12 protein-coding genes are annotated in these 18,199 nt (G+C 40.8%); 7 read left to right on the top strand and 5 right to left on the bottom strand.

Annotated elements, in window-relative coordinates:
- Positions 1–233 precede the first annotated feature (233 nt).
- On the top strand, positions 234–2,303 hold the full coding sequence (locus PING_RS07565; protein WP_011769811.1) for a YjbH domain-containing protein: 2,070 nt from the start codon (positions 234–236) through the stop codon (positions 2,301–2,303).
- Positions 2,304–3,152: 849 nt separating this feature from the next.
- On the opposite strand, the gene PING_RS07560 is transcribed toward PING_RS07565, so the two are convergent.
- The 4 genes from PING_RS07560 to PING_RS07545 all read right to left on the bottom strand — a co-directional run bounded on the left by PING_RS07560 (position 3,153) and on the right by PING_RS07545 (position 7,555).
- Entirely contained in the window at positions 3,153–3,923 is a 771-nt protein-coding gene (locus PING_RS07560) for a TSUP family transporter (RefSeq protein WP_041766164.1), read from the bottom strand.
- Between the two features lie 78 nt (positions 3,924–4,001).
- Positions 4,002–4,196: a YwbE family protein gene (locus tag PING_RS07555; protein WP_011769809.1), complete on the bottom strand. Its 195-nt coding sequence runs from the start codon at positions 4,194–4,196 to the stop codon at positions 4,002–4,004.
- A 173-nt stretch (positions 4,197–4,369) separates the two neighbouring features.
- Positions 4,370–4,666, bottom strand: coding sequence for a hypothetical protein (locus tag PING_RS07550; protein ID WP_011769808.1), 297 nt, complete (start codon positions 4,664–4,666; stop codon positions 4,370–4,372).
- Between the two features lie 366 nt (positions 4,667–5,032).
- The gene (locus PING_RS07545) at positions 5,033–7,555 is read right to left on the bottom strand and encodes an Ig domain-containing protein (protein WP_011769807.1); all 2,523 of its coding nucleotides are present in this window, start codon (positions 7,553–7,555) and stop codon (positions 5,033–5,035) included.
- A 1,011-nt stretch (positions 7,556–8,566) separates the two neighbouring features.
- Here PING_RS07545 and nosR point away from each other — a divergent pair.
- The 6 genes from nosR (at position 8,567) to PING_RS07510 (ending at position 17,215) form a co-directional block, all read left to right on the top strand.
- On the top strand, positions 8,567–10,693 hold the full coding sequence (gene nosR, locus PING_RS07540) for a transcriptional regulator NosR (protein ID WP_011769806.1): 2,127 nt from the start codon (positions 8,567–8,569) through the stop codon (positions 10,691–10,693).
- Between the two features lie 104 nt (positions 10,694–10,797).
- Entirely contained in the window at positions 10,798–12,690 is a 1,893-nt protein-coding gene (gene nosZ, locus PING_RS07535) for a TAT-dependent nitrous-oxide reductase (RefSeq protein ID WP_011769805.1), read from the top strand.
- A gap of 75 nt (positions 12,691–12,765) precedes the next feature.
- A complete protein-coding gene (locus tag PING_RS07530) occupies positions 12,766–14,091 on the top strand; it encodes a nitrous oxide reductase family maturation protein NosD (protein ID WP_011769804.1) in 1,326 nt (441 codons plus the stop codon).
- Between the two features lie 33 nt (positions 14,092–14,124).
- A complete protein-coding gene (locus PING_RS07525; RefSeq protein ID WP_011769803.1) occupies positions 14,125–15,036 on the top strand; it encodes an ABC transporter ATP-binding protein in 912 nt (303 codons plus the stop codon).
- Complete coding sequence (locus tag PING_RS07520; RefSeq protein ID WP_011769802.1) at positions 15,033–15,851, top strand: ABC transporter permease; 819 nt, start codon at positions 15,033–15,035, stop codon at positions 15,849–15,851. The genes PING_RS07525 and PING_RS07520 overlap by 4 nt, the downstream gene beginning before the upstream one ends.
- Before the next feature lie 866 nt (positions 15,852–16,717).
- Entirely contained in the window at positions 16,718–17,215 is a 498-nt protein-coding gene (locus tag PING_RS07510) for a nitrous oxide reductase accessory protein NosL (protein ID WP_011769801.1), read from the top strand.
- A gap of 57 nt (positions 17,216–17,272) precedes the next feature.
- Here the strand turns inward: PING_RS07510 and PING_RS07505 are convergent, their stop codons facing one another.
- Positions 17,273–18,175: a LysR family transcriptional regulator gene (locus PING_RS07505; RefSeq protein ID WP_041766158.1), complete on the bottom strand. Its 903-nt coding sequence runs from the start codon at positions 18,173–18,175 to the stop codon at positions 17,273–17,275.
- Positions 18,176–18,199: the final 24 nt, after the last annotated feature.

Here is an 18,199-nt window from a genome sequence, read left to right as displayed (position 1 = left end):
AACGGCGCTTATATTGTTTTATTGTATTGTTTTATATTTTCTATTATGATTGTGTAACACTTAAAATGCTGACTTTATGCATAAAAAATCAACCGATGGTGTGAAAGTACTTGTTCAGCAGAGACAGGTGATACTGCTCCCGACTGGTTTAAGCTTACTAAGTCACTTAAATAACTAAGACCTTGAAGTCACCTTTATATGAGTGGCTTTTATTACAAGGATGTAATCAATTTATGCTCCCTTCAAACCGCACGTCCCTTTGCTTATTGGCCATGTCAATCAGCAGTTTTCAGTGTTATGCCGCACTGGATAACTTACCTTCTTTACAAAGTTTTACGGGTGCCGTATTAACACCTAATGCGCAGGTGTTGAAAACCGGCAGTGCCTCTTTTTTATATGGCCAGAGTGTTTATAGAAAGTCACAAACTCCCGACCAACACCATATGCTTTTTTCTGTAGGTTTATTCCCGGGCCTTGAAGCAAGCGGGCGCATTGTTGTTCATGATGATTTTGATAGCGCCAGTGATCTTTCAGCTTCACTAAAATACCAATTACCCTTAATTAAGCAATACACAGGTTTTGACTTGGCCTTTGGCGTGCAGGATTTAGGCGGCGCGGCAAATAACTTTCAAGCCTATTATGCCGTGACTGATTATGAATTTACCGCCCTGCCCGTGCGTTTAAGTGCGGGGGTTGGCAAATCAGAATTAGCCAACGAAATAATGAATGGTCCGTTTGCATCCATTGAATATCAACCCTTTTCTTTTATGCAGCTGACGGCAGAGCATGACAACACAGAACTGAACGTCGCCGTCAAAGCCTTTACTCCCCCTAAATCATTACCTTTCAACTCTCAGGTCAGCCTGGAATATCAGTTAGCAACGGGACATGAGACCAATCAACAAGCGATGTGGGCAGCTAATTTATCCGTGCCTATTTTGGGTTACAGCGACCGGGCTTTAGTTAAAAAAGAAAAAAATATAACAGCCTCATTAGAAGATAAATTAGTGATTAAACAGTCAGTACATGAGACCAGTTCAGTCGCGTCACTTAAAAATGCCTTAAAAGAAGAAGGTTTTCTTAATATTCAAGTGGGCATGGATAAAAACGGTTTATTGATAGCCCTGGAAAACCGCCGATATAATCACAATGAGATAGATGGTATCGGGGTTGCGATGGCGATTATTAGTAACCATGCCGGCAAGGCAGTCTTTTCTGAACTTGGCAGCGACAATAATGAACAAAATGCCAAACTCATTATGTTAAAAAATGGCATACCTGTTGTTGCTGTAGACACCAATATGCATTGTTACCGTGAATTTATTCTTTCAGGTGATAATTGTGAGCAGCTTACCTTTACCAGTAGCGGGCTTAGTAAAACCTATCAACAAGCGGATTGGCAGGAAGATAAAATTGAATCCAGTTTTGGCCGCTCGCAGATAATTTTTTCTCCTATGGTTAAACACGCTACAGCAACTGAATTAGGCGTTTATGATTATTCACTCGCCCTTTCTGCTAATCTGGTGACTAACCTATGGCCGGGTTCTGCCATTGATCTGCGTTATACATTACCCTTGACCAACAGTGAAGATTTTGATGATGGAAAATATTGGGGCAATAGCCGATTCCAAAGTGAAATAGATACCGCACTTTTCCATCAGGCATTCGCACTGCCCTTCAATGTGTTAAATCAAACCTCTCTGGGTTATATTAAGTCCGGTTATCAGGGTGTCGCCAATGAAACACTGTGGAATTCGCCTCAGGGTTATCACTCAATGGGTCTTGAGGCTAACTATTTTGAGCCTACAGATGAAACACTTCTAAATAAAGGAACTGTCTTGGGCTTTTACCAACTTTCTCTGCCGCAATTAAATTGGCAGTTAAAAGTGCAGGGAGGTGAATTTTGGAATACTGATAGGGGATTTAAAATTTCCTCAATGCATTGGCTGGGTGATGTACGCGTTGATGCCACTTACCAAAATACACAAATGACTGAAAAAAGTAATTCCCTTCCAGAAGAGTTTGTCTCTATTAATGTCTCTATCCCGCTAACATTTTGGCGTGGTATGAAACCCGGTTATATTCAATTGAAAGGGATTAATAATTTTAATTACAGCCTGCAGACGCGCATTAATAATGAAGATGGCCATAATCAGCTCAACACAGGATTAGGGCAAACCGTCTATATAAAACATAATATTGCAGATCAATATTTAAACAGACAGCGTTTATCGCCAAATTACCTGCGCGTAAATTCAGACAGATTAAGAAGTGCTTATCTGAAATATTTAGCAACGCAATAAGCAGGTCATTAATCCTTAGAGAACAGCAAAAACCATATGATTCCCGAGCTTAATCGGGAGTCGTTAAATTACGGTTATTCCCGAGGTTATATAATTGGGAATGTCCAGATTGTTGAAAGCGAGCATTGGAAAATAAAAACAATCAAATAAAAGCCACGTCCCCAATCGGGTAGCACCCCAATTAAATCGCCCTCTGATTAAATTTATCTTCTGTTTTTACCAATACTATTCAGACGCGCAGAATTCTTTTATACCATTACATTAATTAACTTACGATGTCGATTCAATCTCTTCAACAGTGTGCTTAAACTCTCTCTACATCACTGATAAAAATATTCCCCCTCGGCTACATTCATTAATATCGAACGTAATAAGGAAATAATTGCCTAGCTTGTGCGAGATAATGACGATGAAACAGCCCGTAGGGTGCGCTCCGCGCACCGATTTCCGCCGCTTGCGGTGCGGAGCACACCCTACGTATAACATAACACCCATTCCATTAATTAACTTACGATGTCGATTCAATCTCTTGAACAGTGTGCTTAAAACAAACCTATTAATAAAGTGATCAGATTTACTCTTCAAATTCATCTTAGCGGCTTTGTGAGCGTAAATTTTTCCTCTGAAGCAATGAGCATAAAATTAATGCTTTTAATATTATATAAAGCCTTAAGAGGTGCTTATTTAGATTTCCGATTAAAAGACATCGGAAACAACCAGCTATTGTTATTAGGGAATGACACTGCCGTATTGCCCGTGACCTTAGAGAATTTTTTTCAAAGGATAAATTGAATAACAGTTCAGGATCCTAAACGGGCTAAGCTTTGAGATTTGCTATTATCTGTCCTATCAAAATAGAAGATATTGGCTGGACAATAGCTTCACGCTCATTAACACAGACATGCAAACAACCAGCGGTTTAATCATTTTAGTCCCCTTGCTCACCACTAAGCGCGATCCCAATGTTGCGCCCATCGCCTGTCCTACAAGCATGATAGCGCCTAACGTCCAAAAGACCTTGCCGCCAAGGGCAAAGAAAATTAACGAGGCTATATTGGTTGAAAAATTCAAAACCTTAGCATGCGCAGTCGCCTTAGCTAAGCCGTACCCGGATAATGAGACAAAGGCAAGCGCAAAAAAACTGCCGGTTCCCGGGCCAAAAAAACCGTCATATAAACCCACCCCTAATGCAGCCGTTAAAGCAAACACAGCAGGTGTTAAGAGTTGATGACAATCATCCTCACTGATTTTTTTAGAGAAAAGAAAATATCCACCAATCGCTAACATCAGGAAAGGTAAAATCATCTCTAAATAAATGATATCAATTAACTGCACTGCTATTGTGCCCAATGCAGCCCCGATAAAAGCGCATAAAATCGCGAGCTTCATCTCAGCTAAAACCACCCTGCCCTTACGTACAAAATAAACACTGGCAAAAAAACTCCCCCCACAGGCCTGTAATTTATTAGTGCCCAGCGCCACGGTTGGCGGCAGTCCAGCCCACATTAAGGCGGGAATAGTTAACAAACCACCTCCACCAGCAATCGCGTCTATAAAACCGGCTAAAATGGCAACGGCAAATAATAATGAGATAATTTCAAGGGAAAGTTCAATGGCCAAGCTCTGTACTCTTTTTGTATTTAATAGGAATAACAATCTGCTTTCTGCTTTTAGCTTGCGGCTCTCTGCTTTCTATTGTTAACCCTGAACGGTTTTCACTCTGCCCACTGCACCACTTTCCAAACGCACTTTAATGCCATGGGGATGCGTCGATGAGTTAGTCAGAATATCTTTAACAACCCCTTCGGTGAGCTTACCCGTACGCTGATCCTGTTTTAAAACAATCGACACTGAACAACCTTTTTGAATATTAACTCTTTCTGTCCCTTTCATACCTGTTCCTCTTAAATTTTTTATAAAACCTTGCTCGCACTATTGCCCTGCAAAATCTTGCGGTTAACTGTCTGCACTGTTAAGTGAATGACCTGAGATTATGCCGTAAGGGTTAATAATAACAAAGCCTTTGATTGAGTGATAACAGTATCCTGATGACAATAACCCTTTGATTAAATCAGAGGGATAAAGTGACCATAATATCGTTTTTCATCAACGAGGGATTCCAGCGCTTTGCTGCTTGGAAATGTTGTCCATTTTTGCGCCGTTAATTTTACACTCTCTTCACTGGACCAGATAAGATGCCAGCAAATCTCTTCAGGATTATCTGTTTTTTGCAATATTTCATGGAAAACAATCACTTTATCAAGCGCATTTATCTCAAGAAATAGTGATTCACTTAATGTAATAACCCTGGCAATATTCTCTTTGGAGACCTTAAAAACTGCAAATTCGCTGCAAGTGCCCATTAAATTCTCCGTGGTTGTAACAGCTGGCAACTATACCTTATAAGGTGATAATACAACACAGACGGTAGGTAGACGTTTAAAATACTCACTGTCCTTTTATTTACATATTTATGAAAGGATAATGCCGCATCGGTTATTCGTAAGCTTTCGCTTGTTAGCGCTTGGTGCAACTTTCATTGTTGGTCTTGCGCCCTTGACCGCGACTAGACGAGGAGAAACCAAAACCCAGTTTCGCCGTTCGAGGGAGCCATGCTCTTCGAACCACCAAAGTATAAGCAACAGAAGAGCCTGTCCTGCTTATGAACCTAAACTGTTTTTTTAAAATTCAACATTAAAAATTAAAAACCCATCGATTCTTTATGCGCTTCAATCATCAATTTGATAAATTAAGCTGCCACTGACTAAATAACTCGTTCCCTGGCTTAAATAATGAGTAGTACTCGATGGCCATATCTTACGGCTTTCCTGGCTGCTTTTCAGCCAGACAAATAATCCCTCGCTAGTGGTGTAGCTCACTTTACCAAAACGGACTTTTTGCAGAGTCGCGTTAGGAATTGAGTAACTACCCCCCGTATCCATCGACATTATTTTTAAGTTATTAGCACCGCTATTGCTTTCCTGCCAGGCGAGCACCCCATCAGCATACTGAGCTCGACTGGAAATACCTGAACCAACAGTTGTTTCTGCAATTAAACGACTTTCCTGATTATATAAATCATATAAGTGTAATGAAGAAGTTGTGTCATTTTGATCTGAGGTACTGTAAGCCAGATAATCGCTATCATTACCTGCACAGAAAGAGCCATAACCTAAACTACCTCCCATATCGTTGCTGTTATCTGTTAAGCGAACAGGTTGCCCACCACTTCCCAACTGATAGGCATAAACATCATAAGCTAAGCCAATGGGGGCTGATTGGCATAACCATTCCTCATTATTTGTAAACCTCCAATTTAACCAGCGTGAGGTGCCTATTGGTGGTTTAAGATATTCATAGGTTAGATTATCTGTATCCCATAAGTAAAAAGCACTTCCATTACTAGGTAATTGAACCAAGATATTACCCATGTAACTACTATGAAAACCGTAACCACTACCTTCAGAAACTAATTCCGTTAGATTAAGGTTAGATCCTGATTTATTTAAGTACATATTTAAAGAACCTGCTGGTCCATAATCTGAAGCAAAATAACCTTTGTTATTAACATGGGGATAATACATATAAGTTTGTGGTTTTTTGTCAAACTTAACTTCTCTATCAACCGGGTTTAATAGAGCTAAATCTGTTATTAAATATTCAAAATCAGTATTCTTAGCTAACAATTGACTATCATTAATCTCAACTACAGAATAGCCAACAGGCAGGTGTTTCACTAATATTGCAGCGTTTAAACTGGGCGCATATTTAAAAGAAACTTGATTAGTACCACGAGCGTTAAATTCATCAGTGGCAATAATGGAAACCATATAATCACTTTCAGGTAATCCCGCTAAAGAATAACTATAGCTGAAACTGCCTGTGGCTTGCTTTTGCCCTATCTGAATATCCCCAAAGGAAACCGTTGTTGTCACATTTTGATTTTCATTCTCTACTTCACCTGTGACGGTCAATAAATTTCCGGTTATTAACTGATTATTTAAAGGTGAAGAAAAGCTAACAATAGGTGCTAAATTAATTAAAATGTTTTTTACTTGCTCCTGATACTGACCATCGGTGTCCACAGCTGTCACTCTAACTTGATGCTCGCCATATTCTTTTGCCCAGACAAAATGATAAGGGTAGGTCACATCATTACACCCCCATCTCTCACATTGATTAAGTGTGATGGGTATTTCCTCTGTTTGCTTTGCGACTAAGTGGTTATCAATGTAATAATTCACTTCTGATACTGCAGCTTTACTGCCCGCTTTAACTAAAATAACACTGCTATTAAAATCCTGATCCTGAACACTGATAGTTAAAGTGAGATTAGGGTTATATATATCAATAGTTTGATTGAGGTATACAAATACATCGGGTTCAATTTCAGCCATCACATCCAGTCTATGATTGCCATCGCTATATCTTTTTGTATTTAAATTAATACTGTTGTTGCTACAAGCGGAACTTCCACAAGCATTATTACTGTCTATAAACCATGATGACGATAGAACATTTTGAGACAAACCAAAGGTCACCGTTTCTGAATAAGGAGGGTGGGTAACTGGTGGCAAAATACTGATCGCCATCGCTTTTGTTTGATTGTAATTAAAATAACTTGTTCCCTGACTGGAGCTTAAGACTTCATCCCATTGATTAAAAACTGCCACTATACGATAGGTTGCTGTAGTATCTACTACCTCCTGTTGTCCATAAAAACCTTCGGTAATCGGGCCGACTTCAGATATAATTTCCCATTCTGAGACACTTCTTGTTAAAGACTGCCTTTGGATTTGATAGCCCAATTCATCAGTAAAGACTGACTTCCAACGAAATGTCAGCTTGCCACTGGCCAAGGTTAAAGAAACATCGGCATCAATAGTGACGAGTGTATTCAAACTCGCCTCCTGCCCTTGATAGCGTTGCGTAATCATGGCATTACCGCCGCGGATTGCGCGTAATTTACCCTGAGAAACTGATACAACATTTGGATCAGATGAAATCCAATCACCTTGAGCCGTTATACTATGTTGACTGTAATCTGAATAAGTGGCTGTGGAGGTTATTTGTAATACTTCACCTACCTGCAAAGTTGCACTATCGGAAGCAAAGCGAATAGCGTTAATCGTTGCCGGGTTATCGCTATTATCACTAACAACATCATCACCTCCACCGCCGCAACCTAACAAAATGAAAGAAAGTACAAAAGAAAGCAGTATTTTTTTATATTCAATTGCTTTGTATTCCATGGTTTTATTAACTCCATTTTATATTCAAGATGTCAATTCAGTGCTTTATCAGGAAACTTAAAAGCAAGCGCTGCAAGATCACTACCTTATATATAATTTATTAATAAGTCATGTATTTGTGATAAAAGTACTCAGCTGAAGTGATAATAATAAACAGTCAGCCGTTGCAAAGACTCCCTCTAACTTTTAGTTACATACATATGTAGATGACTCCAGTAGTTTTTTGATCATGGGTAATCAACGTCGCTATTTGTACACATTCGCTTGCAAGTTAATGGTTTTTAATTTTTAGAGGGAATTCCGCATTCGATGCTTTAGCTTCGTACTTAGCCAATAAAACCTATTTCAGCCAATTCCCCTTGTTTGTATGCTTTCGCTTGAGGCGTCTGACTTAACTTTTATTGTTGGCGTTTCGCCTTTAACGGCGAATAGATGGCTTCGGGAATGACGAGGTGGGGTTATTCGGCCGTGACGGGTTCTGTCATCCTCAAAGACTATACTCCCCGTCATCCTCAAAGTGTTTTGTTGAGGATCTCGTTGAATCATGGTGCTGCCTGCTCTGGAGAAAGGGCGCGCAGAGCTTAGCCTGTTCATGGCACTGAACTGCCGTAAATGCTGGAAGGTTTGGAGGCTGGAGAGCTGGAATGCTTAAATGCTTAAATGCTGAGTGCTTGAAGGCGGTTTATTAGCTTTATAAAAGAAACAAAATACAGCCGATAAGAAATTAAACAATAAACTGCTCAAGAAGACAGTATTTTATTGTTTAAAGTATGTAAACAACAAGTTAAAAAATCCTTTAAAAATGAAAAACTTAACAAATAAAGATCATAACTATCAAAAAAAAACAAATAACCATATGTTATTTAAGGGTATATTTAAAGAGCACAGCTCACTAAACGGGAATAAAGTTAACATAAAATTAACTTTATTGATTGAGATCAAGCACCGGATTAAACAAAAAACTTAGTTTACACGCAGCAGTTGGTATCATTTTAAGCGGGGAGCTCGGTCGTGAATAACGTAATTAATAATTCGGCAATCAAAAAAAGGTTTATTCAGTTACTTATACTCACTTTTATTAGTCTTTCTTTACATGCTTATGCTCTGTTTATTAGTCCCCCTAAAGATCCTATGCCTTTTATTCAAGAAACCTTTCCAACACTCACAAAAATTTCAGAAAAACAGGGCGAGCCACTTTTATGGACTATCCATCGAGAGTCCAAAATACTGGGTTATGCCTTTGAAACCAATGATCTCGCTAAAATTCCGGCCTATTCCGGTGAACCCGTTAATATGTTGGTGGTCATGGATCCCACCGGAAAATACCTTAACGCAAAAGTATTAGAGCACCATGAACCTATTATTCTGGCCGGTATTCCGGAAGAAAAGTTATGGCGTTTTATTGACCAATATGTCGGTTTATCTGTGAGTGATGCGATTAAAGTAGGTGGCTCAACAAGCCAGGATTATATATCGATTGATGGGCTCTCCGGGGCTACGGTCACTGTCATTGTAATGAATAAAGCCATCAATAAAGCCGCTTATAAAGCCGCAGTTTCATTGGGGATTATTGAGGAAAAATTAGGTGTTATCCAGCCCGTTTCGACCATAAAAAAAGCGCTCTTTGAAAAGAAAACCTGGGAAGATTTGACCGGTGATGGCTCGATCAGAAAGTTATATTTAACCAATCAGGCGGTGCAAAATGCTTTTGTGGGAACAGAGGCTGAAGATGTTGATAAGGTGCCGACATCGAAGGCAGATTCAATGTTTGCTGAGATTTATTATGCCGTTGCGAATATTCCAACAATCGGTAAAAACCTTTTTGGAGAGTCTGATTATCAATGGTTCACTCGGGATTTAAAAGCGGGAGAGTATTTAATTGCCATCTTTGGTAATGGATACTCCTATAAAGGTTCTGGTTATGTGCGCGGTGGTATTTTTGACCGCATTCAAGTTCATCAAAATAACAATGCTATCTCCTTCCGTGATTTAGAACATAACAGGGTCGCGGATCTTTACATTGAGAATGCCCCCAAATTTAATGAGATGTCGGTTTTTAAAGTGGCGGCACAACATGACTTTGATCCCGGTGCCAGTTGGCAGATAGAGTTATTAGTGCGCAGGCAAACCGGGCCGGTGGATAGTTTATTTAATAGTTTCAAAGGCAGTTATGATGTCCTCGACAAATACGTAAATACCCCACCTGCCGTCTATCCTGAGCCAGAGTTAACCTTGACCGAGCAAATCTGGTTAGAGCATCAAGTGAAAGTGGTGATTTTAATCATTTTGATGACTGTCTTATTGCTGATTCTATTTTTTCAGGATGTGCTCGTTCGCCACCCTACTTTTATGCACAATCTGCGCCACGGATTTTTAGCCGTGACGGTTGTTTTTATTGGCTGGTCATGGGGAGGACAACTGTCGGTGGTTAATGTCTTTACCTTTTTACAGGCTTTGATGAACGATTTTTCCTGGGATCTGTTTTTATTAGATCCGGTTATCTTTATTTTGTGGTGTGCGGCAGCGGTCACTATTCTTTTGTGGGGCCGAGCGGTTTATTGCGGGTGGTTGTGTCCCTTTGGTGCCCTGCAGGAACTGCTTAACCAGTTTGCCCGTTATATAAAAATCCCGCAAATAGAATTGCCATGGGCCGTCCATGAACGATTATGGGCTATTAAATATCTTATTCTATTGGCCCTGTTTGGCATCTCATTAGATTCCCTTGCAATGGCCGAGCAGTTTGCTGAAATTGAACCTTTTAAAACGACTTTCTTACTGAAATTTGACCGCGAATGGCCCTTCGTTGCCTGGGCGTTATGCCTACTGACCATCAATTTATTTAATCGTAAAACCTTCTGCCGCTACCTTTGCCCCTTGGGTGCTGCGCTTTCTATTTCTAATAGTGTGCGTTTATTTGATTGGCTAAAACGCCGCCCAGAATGTGGTTCACCCTGTAAAACCTGTGCAAAAGAGTGTGAAATCCAGGCGATTGCACCCGATGGGGTGATTAATATGCGTGAATGTCATTACTGCCTTGATTGTCAAATTACCTATTACAACGACGAGAAATGTCCACCGTTGAAAAAGTTAGCCTATAAAAAACGCAAAAAAAATGAAATTGAGATAACAGAAGTTTAAAAATTCATTCCGGACTCTGACCTTAAATATTGAGCTCTCAGTTCCAGTGAAATAACAAGGTAAATTATTAATTCCACTATAAACCAACAGGATGGAGATATAGCATGAGTAAGTATAAAAGCGATCTACCCAACGATGAAAAACTGGAAAATTCAGACCGACGTAAATTTTTTGGTAAAAGTGCGGCCTTTGGCGTAGCGGCAGCTGCCGTGCCAATGTCAGCGGTCATGTTTTCCTCTATGGCAAAAGCGCAGGCGGCTGAGGCAAGCAATAGCACCGCCGTCCATCCTGGTGATTTAGATGAATATTATGGCTTCTGGAGTGGCGGTCAGTCAGGCGAAGTCCGTATTATGGGTATTCCTTCAATGCGTGAATTAATGCGTATTCCGGTTTTTAATTTGGACAGTGCAACGGGTTGGGGATTAACTAACGAAAGTAAACGTATTAAAGGCGACAGTGCCCATTTTATGACCGGGGATGCACATCATCCGCACATGAGTATGACCGATGGTCGTTATAACGGTGAGTATCTTTTTATTAACGACAAAGCTAACTCACGTGTTGCACGTATTCGTTGCGATGTCATGAAAACCGATAAAATGATCACTATTCCTAACGTACAAGGGGTCCATGGTTTACGTGTTCAGAAAGTACCTGAAACTAAATATGTGATTTGTAATGGTGAGTTTGAAATTCCAATGAATAATGACGGTAAAGCGTCACTGGAAGATGTCAGTACTTATCGTTCATTATTTAGTGTGATTAACGCGCAAACAATGGAAATTGCTTTTCAGGTGATGGTCGACGGGAACTTGGATAATACCGATGCCGATTACGACGGCAAATATTTTGCATCTACTTGTTATAACTCAGAAATGGGCATGACCTTAGGGGCCATGATCACAGCAGAACGTGACCATGTGGTGGTCTTTAGTTTAGCGCGTTGTGAAGCCGCCGTTAAAGCGGGTAAATTCAAAACTTATAACAGTAATAATGTCCCTGTATTAGACGGCCGTAAAGGATCAAAACTTACCCGTTATATTCCAGTCCCTAAATCACCCCATGGTGTTAATACCTCACCTTCTGGCAAATATTTTATTGCTAACGGCAAGTTGTCTCCCACAGTTTCTATTATTTCGATTGAGAAATTAGATGCCTTATTTGATGATAAAATTAAACCACGCGATACAGTAGTTGCAGAGCCTGAATTAGGTTTAGGGCCACTGCATACTGCCTTTGATAACAAAGGAAATGCTTATACCACTCTGTTTATTGACAGCCAGATAGCCAAATGGAATATTGAAGATGCGATCAAAGCGCATAATGGTGAAAAAGTGAAATATCTTCGCCAGAAACTGGATGTACATTATCAACCCGGTCATAACCATACTTCTATGGGTGAAACTCGTGATGCAGACGGCAAATGGTTAGTGGTACTGAGTAAATTCTCTAAAGATAGATTTTTACCTGTTGGTCCGTTACATCCAGAAAACGATCAGTTAGTTGATATTTCCGGTGACGAAATGAAACTGGTCCATGACGGCCCCGCTTTTGCTGAACCCCATGATTGTATTTTGGTTCACCGCAGTAAAATAAGAACAGCAAAATTATGGACACGTGATGACCGCATGTTTGCTGAAACCGTTGCCATGGCTAAAAAAGATGGCGTTAATGTTGATACCGACAATAAAGTCATTCGTGATGGTAATAAAGTGCGAGTATACATGACCTCCGTTGCGCCTATGTATGGCATGACTGAATTTAAAGTGAAGCTTGGAGATGAAGTGACCGTCGTGGTGACTAACCTCGACATGGTAGAAGATGTTACCCATGGTTTCTGTATGATTAACCACGGTGTGCAGATGGAGATTGGCCCGCAGGCAACCTCATCTGTTACTTTTACCGCAAGCCAACCTGGTGTGCAGTGGTATTACTGTAACTGGTTCTGTCATGCATTACATATGGAAATGCGCGGTCGTATGTTAGTCGAAGCATAAGCCATCCCATGGGATCCCGGCAACTTATTGACCGGGACCCCATCATCACAAAACCAATCTATTAGGAAAATTAATTTGTTGAAAATCAATTCATTGAACATTAATTTATTGAAGATCATAACTGCTTTATTAATAACCGTCTTAAGTCTGTTTCAGACAGGGCTTAATGCGACTGTGCTGGAAATCAAAAGCAGTGATAATCTACAACAAAAATTAGATTCAGCCTCGGCTGGCGATACACTGCAGTTAGATGCGGGTGAATACCGTGGTAATTTTGTGATCCGCCACAGTATTACTCTCACCGGAAAAGACAATGTCACTATTAATGGATTGGGTAAGGGTCATGCGCTGAGGTTATTAACGTCGAATATCAGTGTAAAAAACCTCAATATTATTAACTGGGGCGATAATTTAACCGCGCAAAACGCCGCTATTTATGTCGGGCAAAAATCTAACCATCTCATTATTAAAAATAACACCTTAAAAGGGGACGGTTTTGGTATTTGGGTACAGGACTCTAATCAGATATTAATTGCCAATAACCGTATTCAAGGCAACCCTGAATTGCGCTCTGCAGACCGGGGTAATGGTATCCAGCTATCAGTGGTCACTAATGCTGATGTGGTTGGCAATAAAATCAGTTTCACCCGGGATGGCTTATATATCATCTCCAGTCAAGACAGCGTACTTCGAAACAATAGCATGCACGATTTACGCTATGGTGTGCATTATATGTATTCCCACCATAATAAAGTACTCAATAATCTGACTTACAATACCCGTGCAGGGTACGCTTTAATGAGCTCTAAACACTTACAGGTAAGCGGTAATAAAAGTCGTGACAGCGAAGATTATGGCATGTTACTGAACTTTATTACTTCATCAACCATTGACCATAACAGCATCAAAGATGTTTGGACAAAACCGCAAAAAAAAGTCCTTGGGCACCAGGGGAAAGCTTTGTTTGTTTACAATTCAGCATATAATACAATAAGTTACAATGAAATAAAGTCATCTGAAATTGGCGTTCATTTAACCGCAGGTTCTGAGAACAACAAAGTGTTTGGTAACCTCTTTATCAACAATAAAGTGCAGGTTAAATATGTTTCTAATAAAGAGCAGGAATGGAGCCACAATGGCCGGGGTAATTATTGGAGCAACTATTTAGGTTGGGATCTTGATAACAACGGCACGGGTGATACCCCCTTTGAACCGAACGACGGTATCGATAAACTTATCTGGCAATACCCGGAAGCAAAAGTGTTATTAGACAGTCCAGCGGTGTTATTACTGCGCTGGATGCAAAAACAATTTCCCGTACTCAAAGCCGCTGGGGTTAAAGACAGTTTTCCGCTTATGTTGCCTCCCAAAATCGAAACAAAAGCCAAAAAAAACGCTTAATTCAACCTACCAGCTGAAAGGGTAATCAAATTTATGAGTGAAAACATTATATTATTAGAGCAGGTTAATAAAAATTATCAGCAGCTTGCCGCACTGCACAATATCGACTTAAAGCTTTCTGCCGGTGAAGTACTGGGTCTATTTGGCCATAATGGGGCGGGTAAAACCACCATGATGAAACTAATTTTAGGGATCATTAAAGCAGGCTCTGGAAAAGTCGCTGTCTTTGGCGTTGATCCGCAAAATAAAAAGGCTTGGAGCAGCCGTAAAAAAATTGGTTACCTACCTGAAAATGTCAGTTTTTATGATCAGCTCACCGGATTTGAGGTGCTCACTTATTTTGCACGTTTAAAATCAGCCAACAAAAAGCAGGTTGTCGAATTATTAGAAAAAGTTGGATTATCCTTTGCCGAAAATCGTCCAGTTAAAACCTACTCAAAAGGGATGCGCCAACGTCTAGGGCTAGCCCAGGCTTTTTTAGGTGATCCTAAATTATTGTTACTTGATGAACCTACTGTGGGTTTAGATCCTACTGCCACAAAAGAGTTTTATACCAGTGTTGATCAGTTAAAGAGTAACGGCGCAACTATTATACTTTGTTCGCATATTTTACCGGGTATAGAGCAACATATTGACCGGGCGATGATCTTGTCGGGCGGCGAATCCGTGGCGATGGGGACACTGCCCAGACTCCGGGATATCGCGCAATTACCCGTTTCGATTAAAACCCAGGGTATTAATGATGCACTGCAGCATAATAAAAATTTGGCCCCTTTTATGGTTTCACCTTACCAGCTGGATGTGCCTGAATCTGAAAAAATAAAGGTGATTCGTGAGTTAATGACCTTTGAAAAATTGACAGATCTGCAGGTTGAAACACCTACCTTAGCGCAAATATATCAATACTTTCTGGGCAACAGTGTACAGCAGGAGAAACCCTTATGAGTCCTATCTGGGCGGTGGCATTAAAAGAGTTTCAAGATGGCGTACGTAACCGTTGGTTTATTTCAATCACCTGCATTTTTGCTCTGTTATCTATTGGCTTAAGTTATTACGGCTCAGTGGCATCGGGGCAAATTACCCCGCCTTCGTTATCCACTACTATTGCGAGCTTATCCAGCTTGTCAGTGTTTATTATTCCTCTGATCGCATTATTACTTTGCTATGACAGCTTTGTGGGTGAGCAGGAATCCGGCACTTTACTGTTACTGCTGACTTACCCTGTTAGTCATACTCAGCTGCTGCTGGGTAAATTTATCGGTCAAGGCAGCATTATTACGCTGGCAACTATTATAGGTTTTGGCAGTGCCGCTATTTTGTTAGGTTTTAATACCGACTTTGCAACGGTATTACCCACCTTTGCATTGTTTATTTTAACGGCTAGTTTGCTCGGTCTTAGTTTTATTGGGTTAGCTTATATTATCAGTTTATCAGTAACAGAAAAGTCTAAAGCGGCAGGTATGGCACTGATCCTGTGGCTGTTTTTTGTATTGATTTTTGATCTGGGATTATTAGCGATTTTAATCGGTGTTAAGGATGGGGTCTCGCAGCAGGGACTAGTGCAGTTGATGCTCTTTAATCCGGCTGATTTATTTCGCCTGATTAACCTTGCAGCATTGGACAGCGGGGATGTTAACGGGGTATTGGCCGTTGCTATTAACAGTGACTATTCAGTATCAAGTTTGTTATTGATGATGCTGGCCTGGGTTGTTTCACCCCTGTTATTTGCGCTGTTTATTTTCAGTAAAAAAAGTATTTAATATGTTTGTGTTGATGATTCAGATATGTGTAAACTTTTTTGGAACTGAGCCTTTAGGCTCGGCGGGATTCCGATTCGGACGGTCTGATACCACATCGGTTATTCGTAGGCCTTCGCTTGAGGCGTCTGGTTTAACTTTTATTGTTGGTCTTTCGCCTTTGACGGCGACTTTACTTTTCTCTCAACAGCAAGAGCAAAGTAAGCAAAAGAGTGCCGCCCAGGCCATTTTTTGATCTTATATTATCCACCTGTTTTTAACGCACCAGCTCGGATCGCACATCCCTGTGCGTGCCGAGCCTAATGGAAACATCGTGTTTCCCCTTGCTAAAACAGTCGTTCAGCACAAGAAAAATGGACGGGGGGTTCGTAGCCGCATTGGCTTGGTATTCTATGTATTGAGATTCCCAATAAGATAACTCGGGAATGACGGGTTAAATGGAGGGTGACGTAAAAAATTGGACTTTACACCGCTCTCCGTTAGTCGTCATCCCCGAGGTGTTTTAGTCGGGGATCTCGGGATGTATTTGTTATGAACTAGCCGCTTGGCTTTTATGTATGCGCTATATCCACTGAGATTCCCGACAGGACAACTCGGGAATGACGGAGTTAGTGTGGTTTGGAACTGGGCCTTTAGGCTCGACGGGTAAAAGGCTAGAAAGCTAGAGTGCTAGAAAGCTGAGAGCTGAAATCTGATAGCCAGTATATTCTCGAAACTGGGCCTTCAGGTTCGGTGGATAAAATACAGGAATGCTAGAAAGCTAGAGTGCTGGAAAACTGAAAGCTGAGAGCTAAAATCTGATAGCTGGTGTATTTTCTTCCTTGCGTTAAGTGAATAACCATCTAATTTAAATAAAAAAGGTTAACAAAATGAACTGTTTTTTTAATTACAAATCGGTACTGGCTTTTGGCCTGCTGGCTGTTCTATTAGGCTGTTCAGAAGCGGAGCCCCAAAAAAAAATGCTTAAACAAGTGGCGGCCATTGAAAATGCAGATGAGTGCCACCTGTGCGGCATGATTATTTCTAAATTCCCCGGACCTAAAGGGGAGCTTTACCAAAAAAAATCGGAAGATATTGCTAAGTTTTGCTCAACACGGGATCTGTTCGGTTATTTATTACAGCCGGAAAATCAACGTCAAGTGAAGCAGGTGTTTGTACATGATATGAGTAAAACGCCCTGGGGGAAAACAGACGATCAATATTTTATTGATGCAAAAACAGCCTGGTACGTTGTCGATTCTTCAAAAAAGGGAGCCATGGGTAAGACTCTGGCAAGTTTTAGCCTGCAGGGCGATGCCCAAGCTTTTAGCCGCGAGTATGGCGGTAAGGTTTATTCTTTTGATGAGATCAGCATCGATATGCTTTAACCCATTTTTCCTGCTCAACAAGCTGACTGATCGGGAAACCTCTTGGTTAATGACGGGTTAAAAATACTCTGCAATCGATAAATAGCGTTCTCTGATGTGTTCGATCAGCATGCGGATTTTTAAGGGGGGCTGACGGCTAAAGGGATAAACGGCGTAAATACCCAACTTTTTACCTACCCGTTCTGGGAATATATCCACTAAATCACCTTTCAACAAATCCGGGTACACCAAACATTTCGGCACATAAGCCAAGCCATAGCCGCCCAACGCCGCTTTTCTAAGTGCAGTCGCATTATCAGTTGAAAAATTACCCGCGACTTTGACAATATAGTTACCGTTAATCCCTTTGAATTCCCATTCAGATGCTCCCGTTGTTTGATAGGCATATTGCAGGCAATTGTGATTAATCAGATCTTCCGGGGTCATCGGTTTGCCAAAACGCTTGATATAAGCAGGCGCTGCACAGATAACCCATTGAGAGTCAATAAGATGCCGGGCGATTAAACTCGAATCTGCCAAATATCCAGTGCGTATCACCAGGTCATAACCGTCTCCAACGATATCAATAAAGGAATTTTCCAGAGACATATCAACGCTGAATCCGGGATGCATGCTGCAAAATTCAGCAACTGCGCCGGCCAATACTAAATCACCAGAAATGCTCGGCACTGACATTTTAAGATGACCCGTAACACTTTCACCGTATCCATACACTGCGTCAATCGCTTCTAATGCTGCCTGCTTCACATTTTTAGCACCCTGATAAAGTACTTTTCCTGCTTCGCTGACGGTCAGTTTTCGAGTAGTGCGATACAAAAGCTGCACCCCAAGATCCGCTTCCAATCGTTTAATACGTTTGCTAACTACTGAATTTGTAAGGGAATTTAGCTCTGCGACTTTACTAAAAGAGCCCTCTTCTACTACCTGAGCAAAGAGGATAAGGTCATCTGTTTTTGCCATGATTATGCAACTTTTGGAAATAAT

It is taken from the genome of Psychromonas ingrahamii 37 (assembly GCF_000015285.1).
GTDB classification, from domain to species: domain Bacteria; phylum Pseudomonadota; class Gammaproteobacteria; order Enterobacterales; family Psychromonadaceae; genus Psychromonas; species Psychromonas ingrahamii.
Note: the sequence above shows the minus strand (reverse complement) of the source record. Positions and strands in the feature narration are given on the sequence as shown.

Excerpts from the sequence above, each read along its gene's own strand:
- nosZ (WP_011769805.1), top strand. The coding sequence starts at position 10,798 with ATGAGTAAGTATAAAAGCGATCTACCCAACGATGAAAAACTGGAAAAT.
- PING_RS07525 (WP_011769803.1), top strand. The coding sequence starts at position 14,125 with ATGAGTGAAAACATTATATTATTAGAGCAGGTTAATAAAAATTATCAG.
- PING_RS07545 (WP_011769807.1), bottom strand. The coding sequence starts at position 7,555 with ATGGAATACAAAGCAATTGAATATAAAAAAATACTGCTTTCTTTTGTA.
- PING_RS07510 (WP_011769801.1), top strand. The coding sequence starts at position 16,718 with ATGAACTGTTTTTTTAATTACAAATCGGTACTGGCTTTTGGCCTGCTG.
- PING_RS07550 (WP_011769808.1), bottom strand. The coding sequence starts at position 4,666 with ATGGGCACTTGCAGCGAATTTGCAGTTTTTAAGGTCTCCAAAGAGAAT.
- PING_RS07555 (WP_011769809.1), bottom strand. The coding sequence starts at position 4,196 with ATGAAAGGGACAGAAAGAGTTAATATTCAAAAAGGTTGTTCAGTGTCG.
- PING_RS07565 (WP_011769811.1), top strand. The coding sequence starts at position 234 with ATGCTCCCTTCAAACCGCACGTCCCTTTGCTTATTGGCCATGTCAATC.
- PING_RS07505 (WP_041766158.1), bottom strand. The coding sequence starts at position 18,175 with ATGGCAAAAACAGATGACCTTATCCTCTTTGCTCAGGTAGTAGAAGAG.
- PING_RS07520 (WP_011769802.1), top strand. The coding sequence starts at position 15,033 with ATGAGTCCTATCTGGGCGGTGGCATTAAAAGAGTTTCAAGATGGCGTA.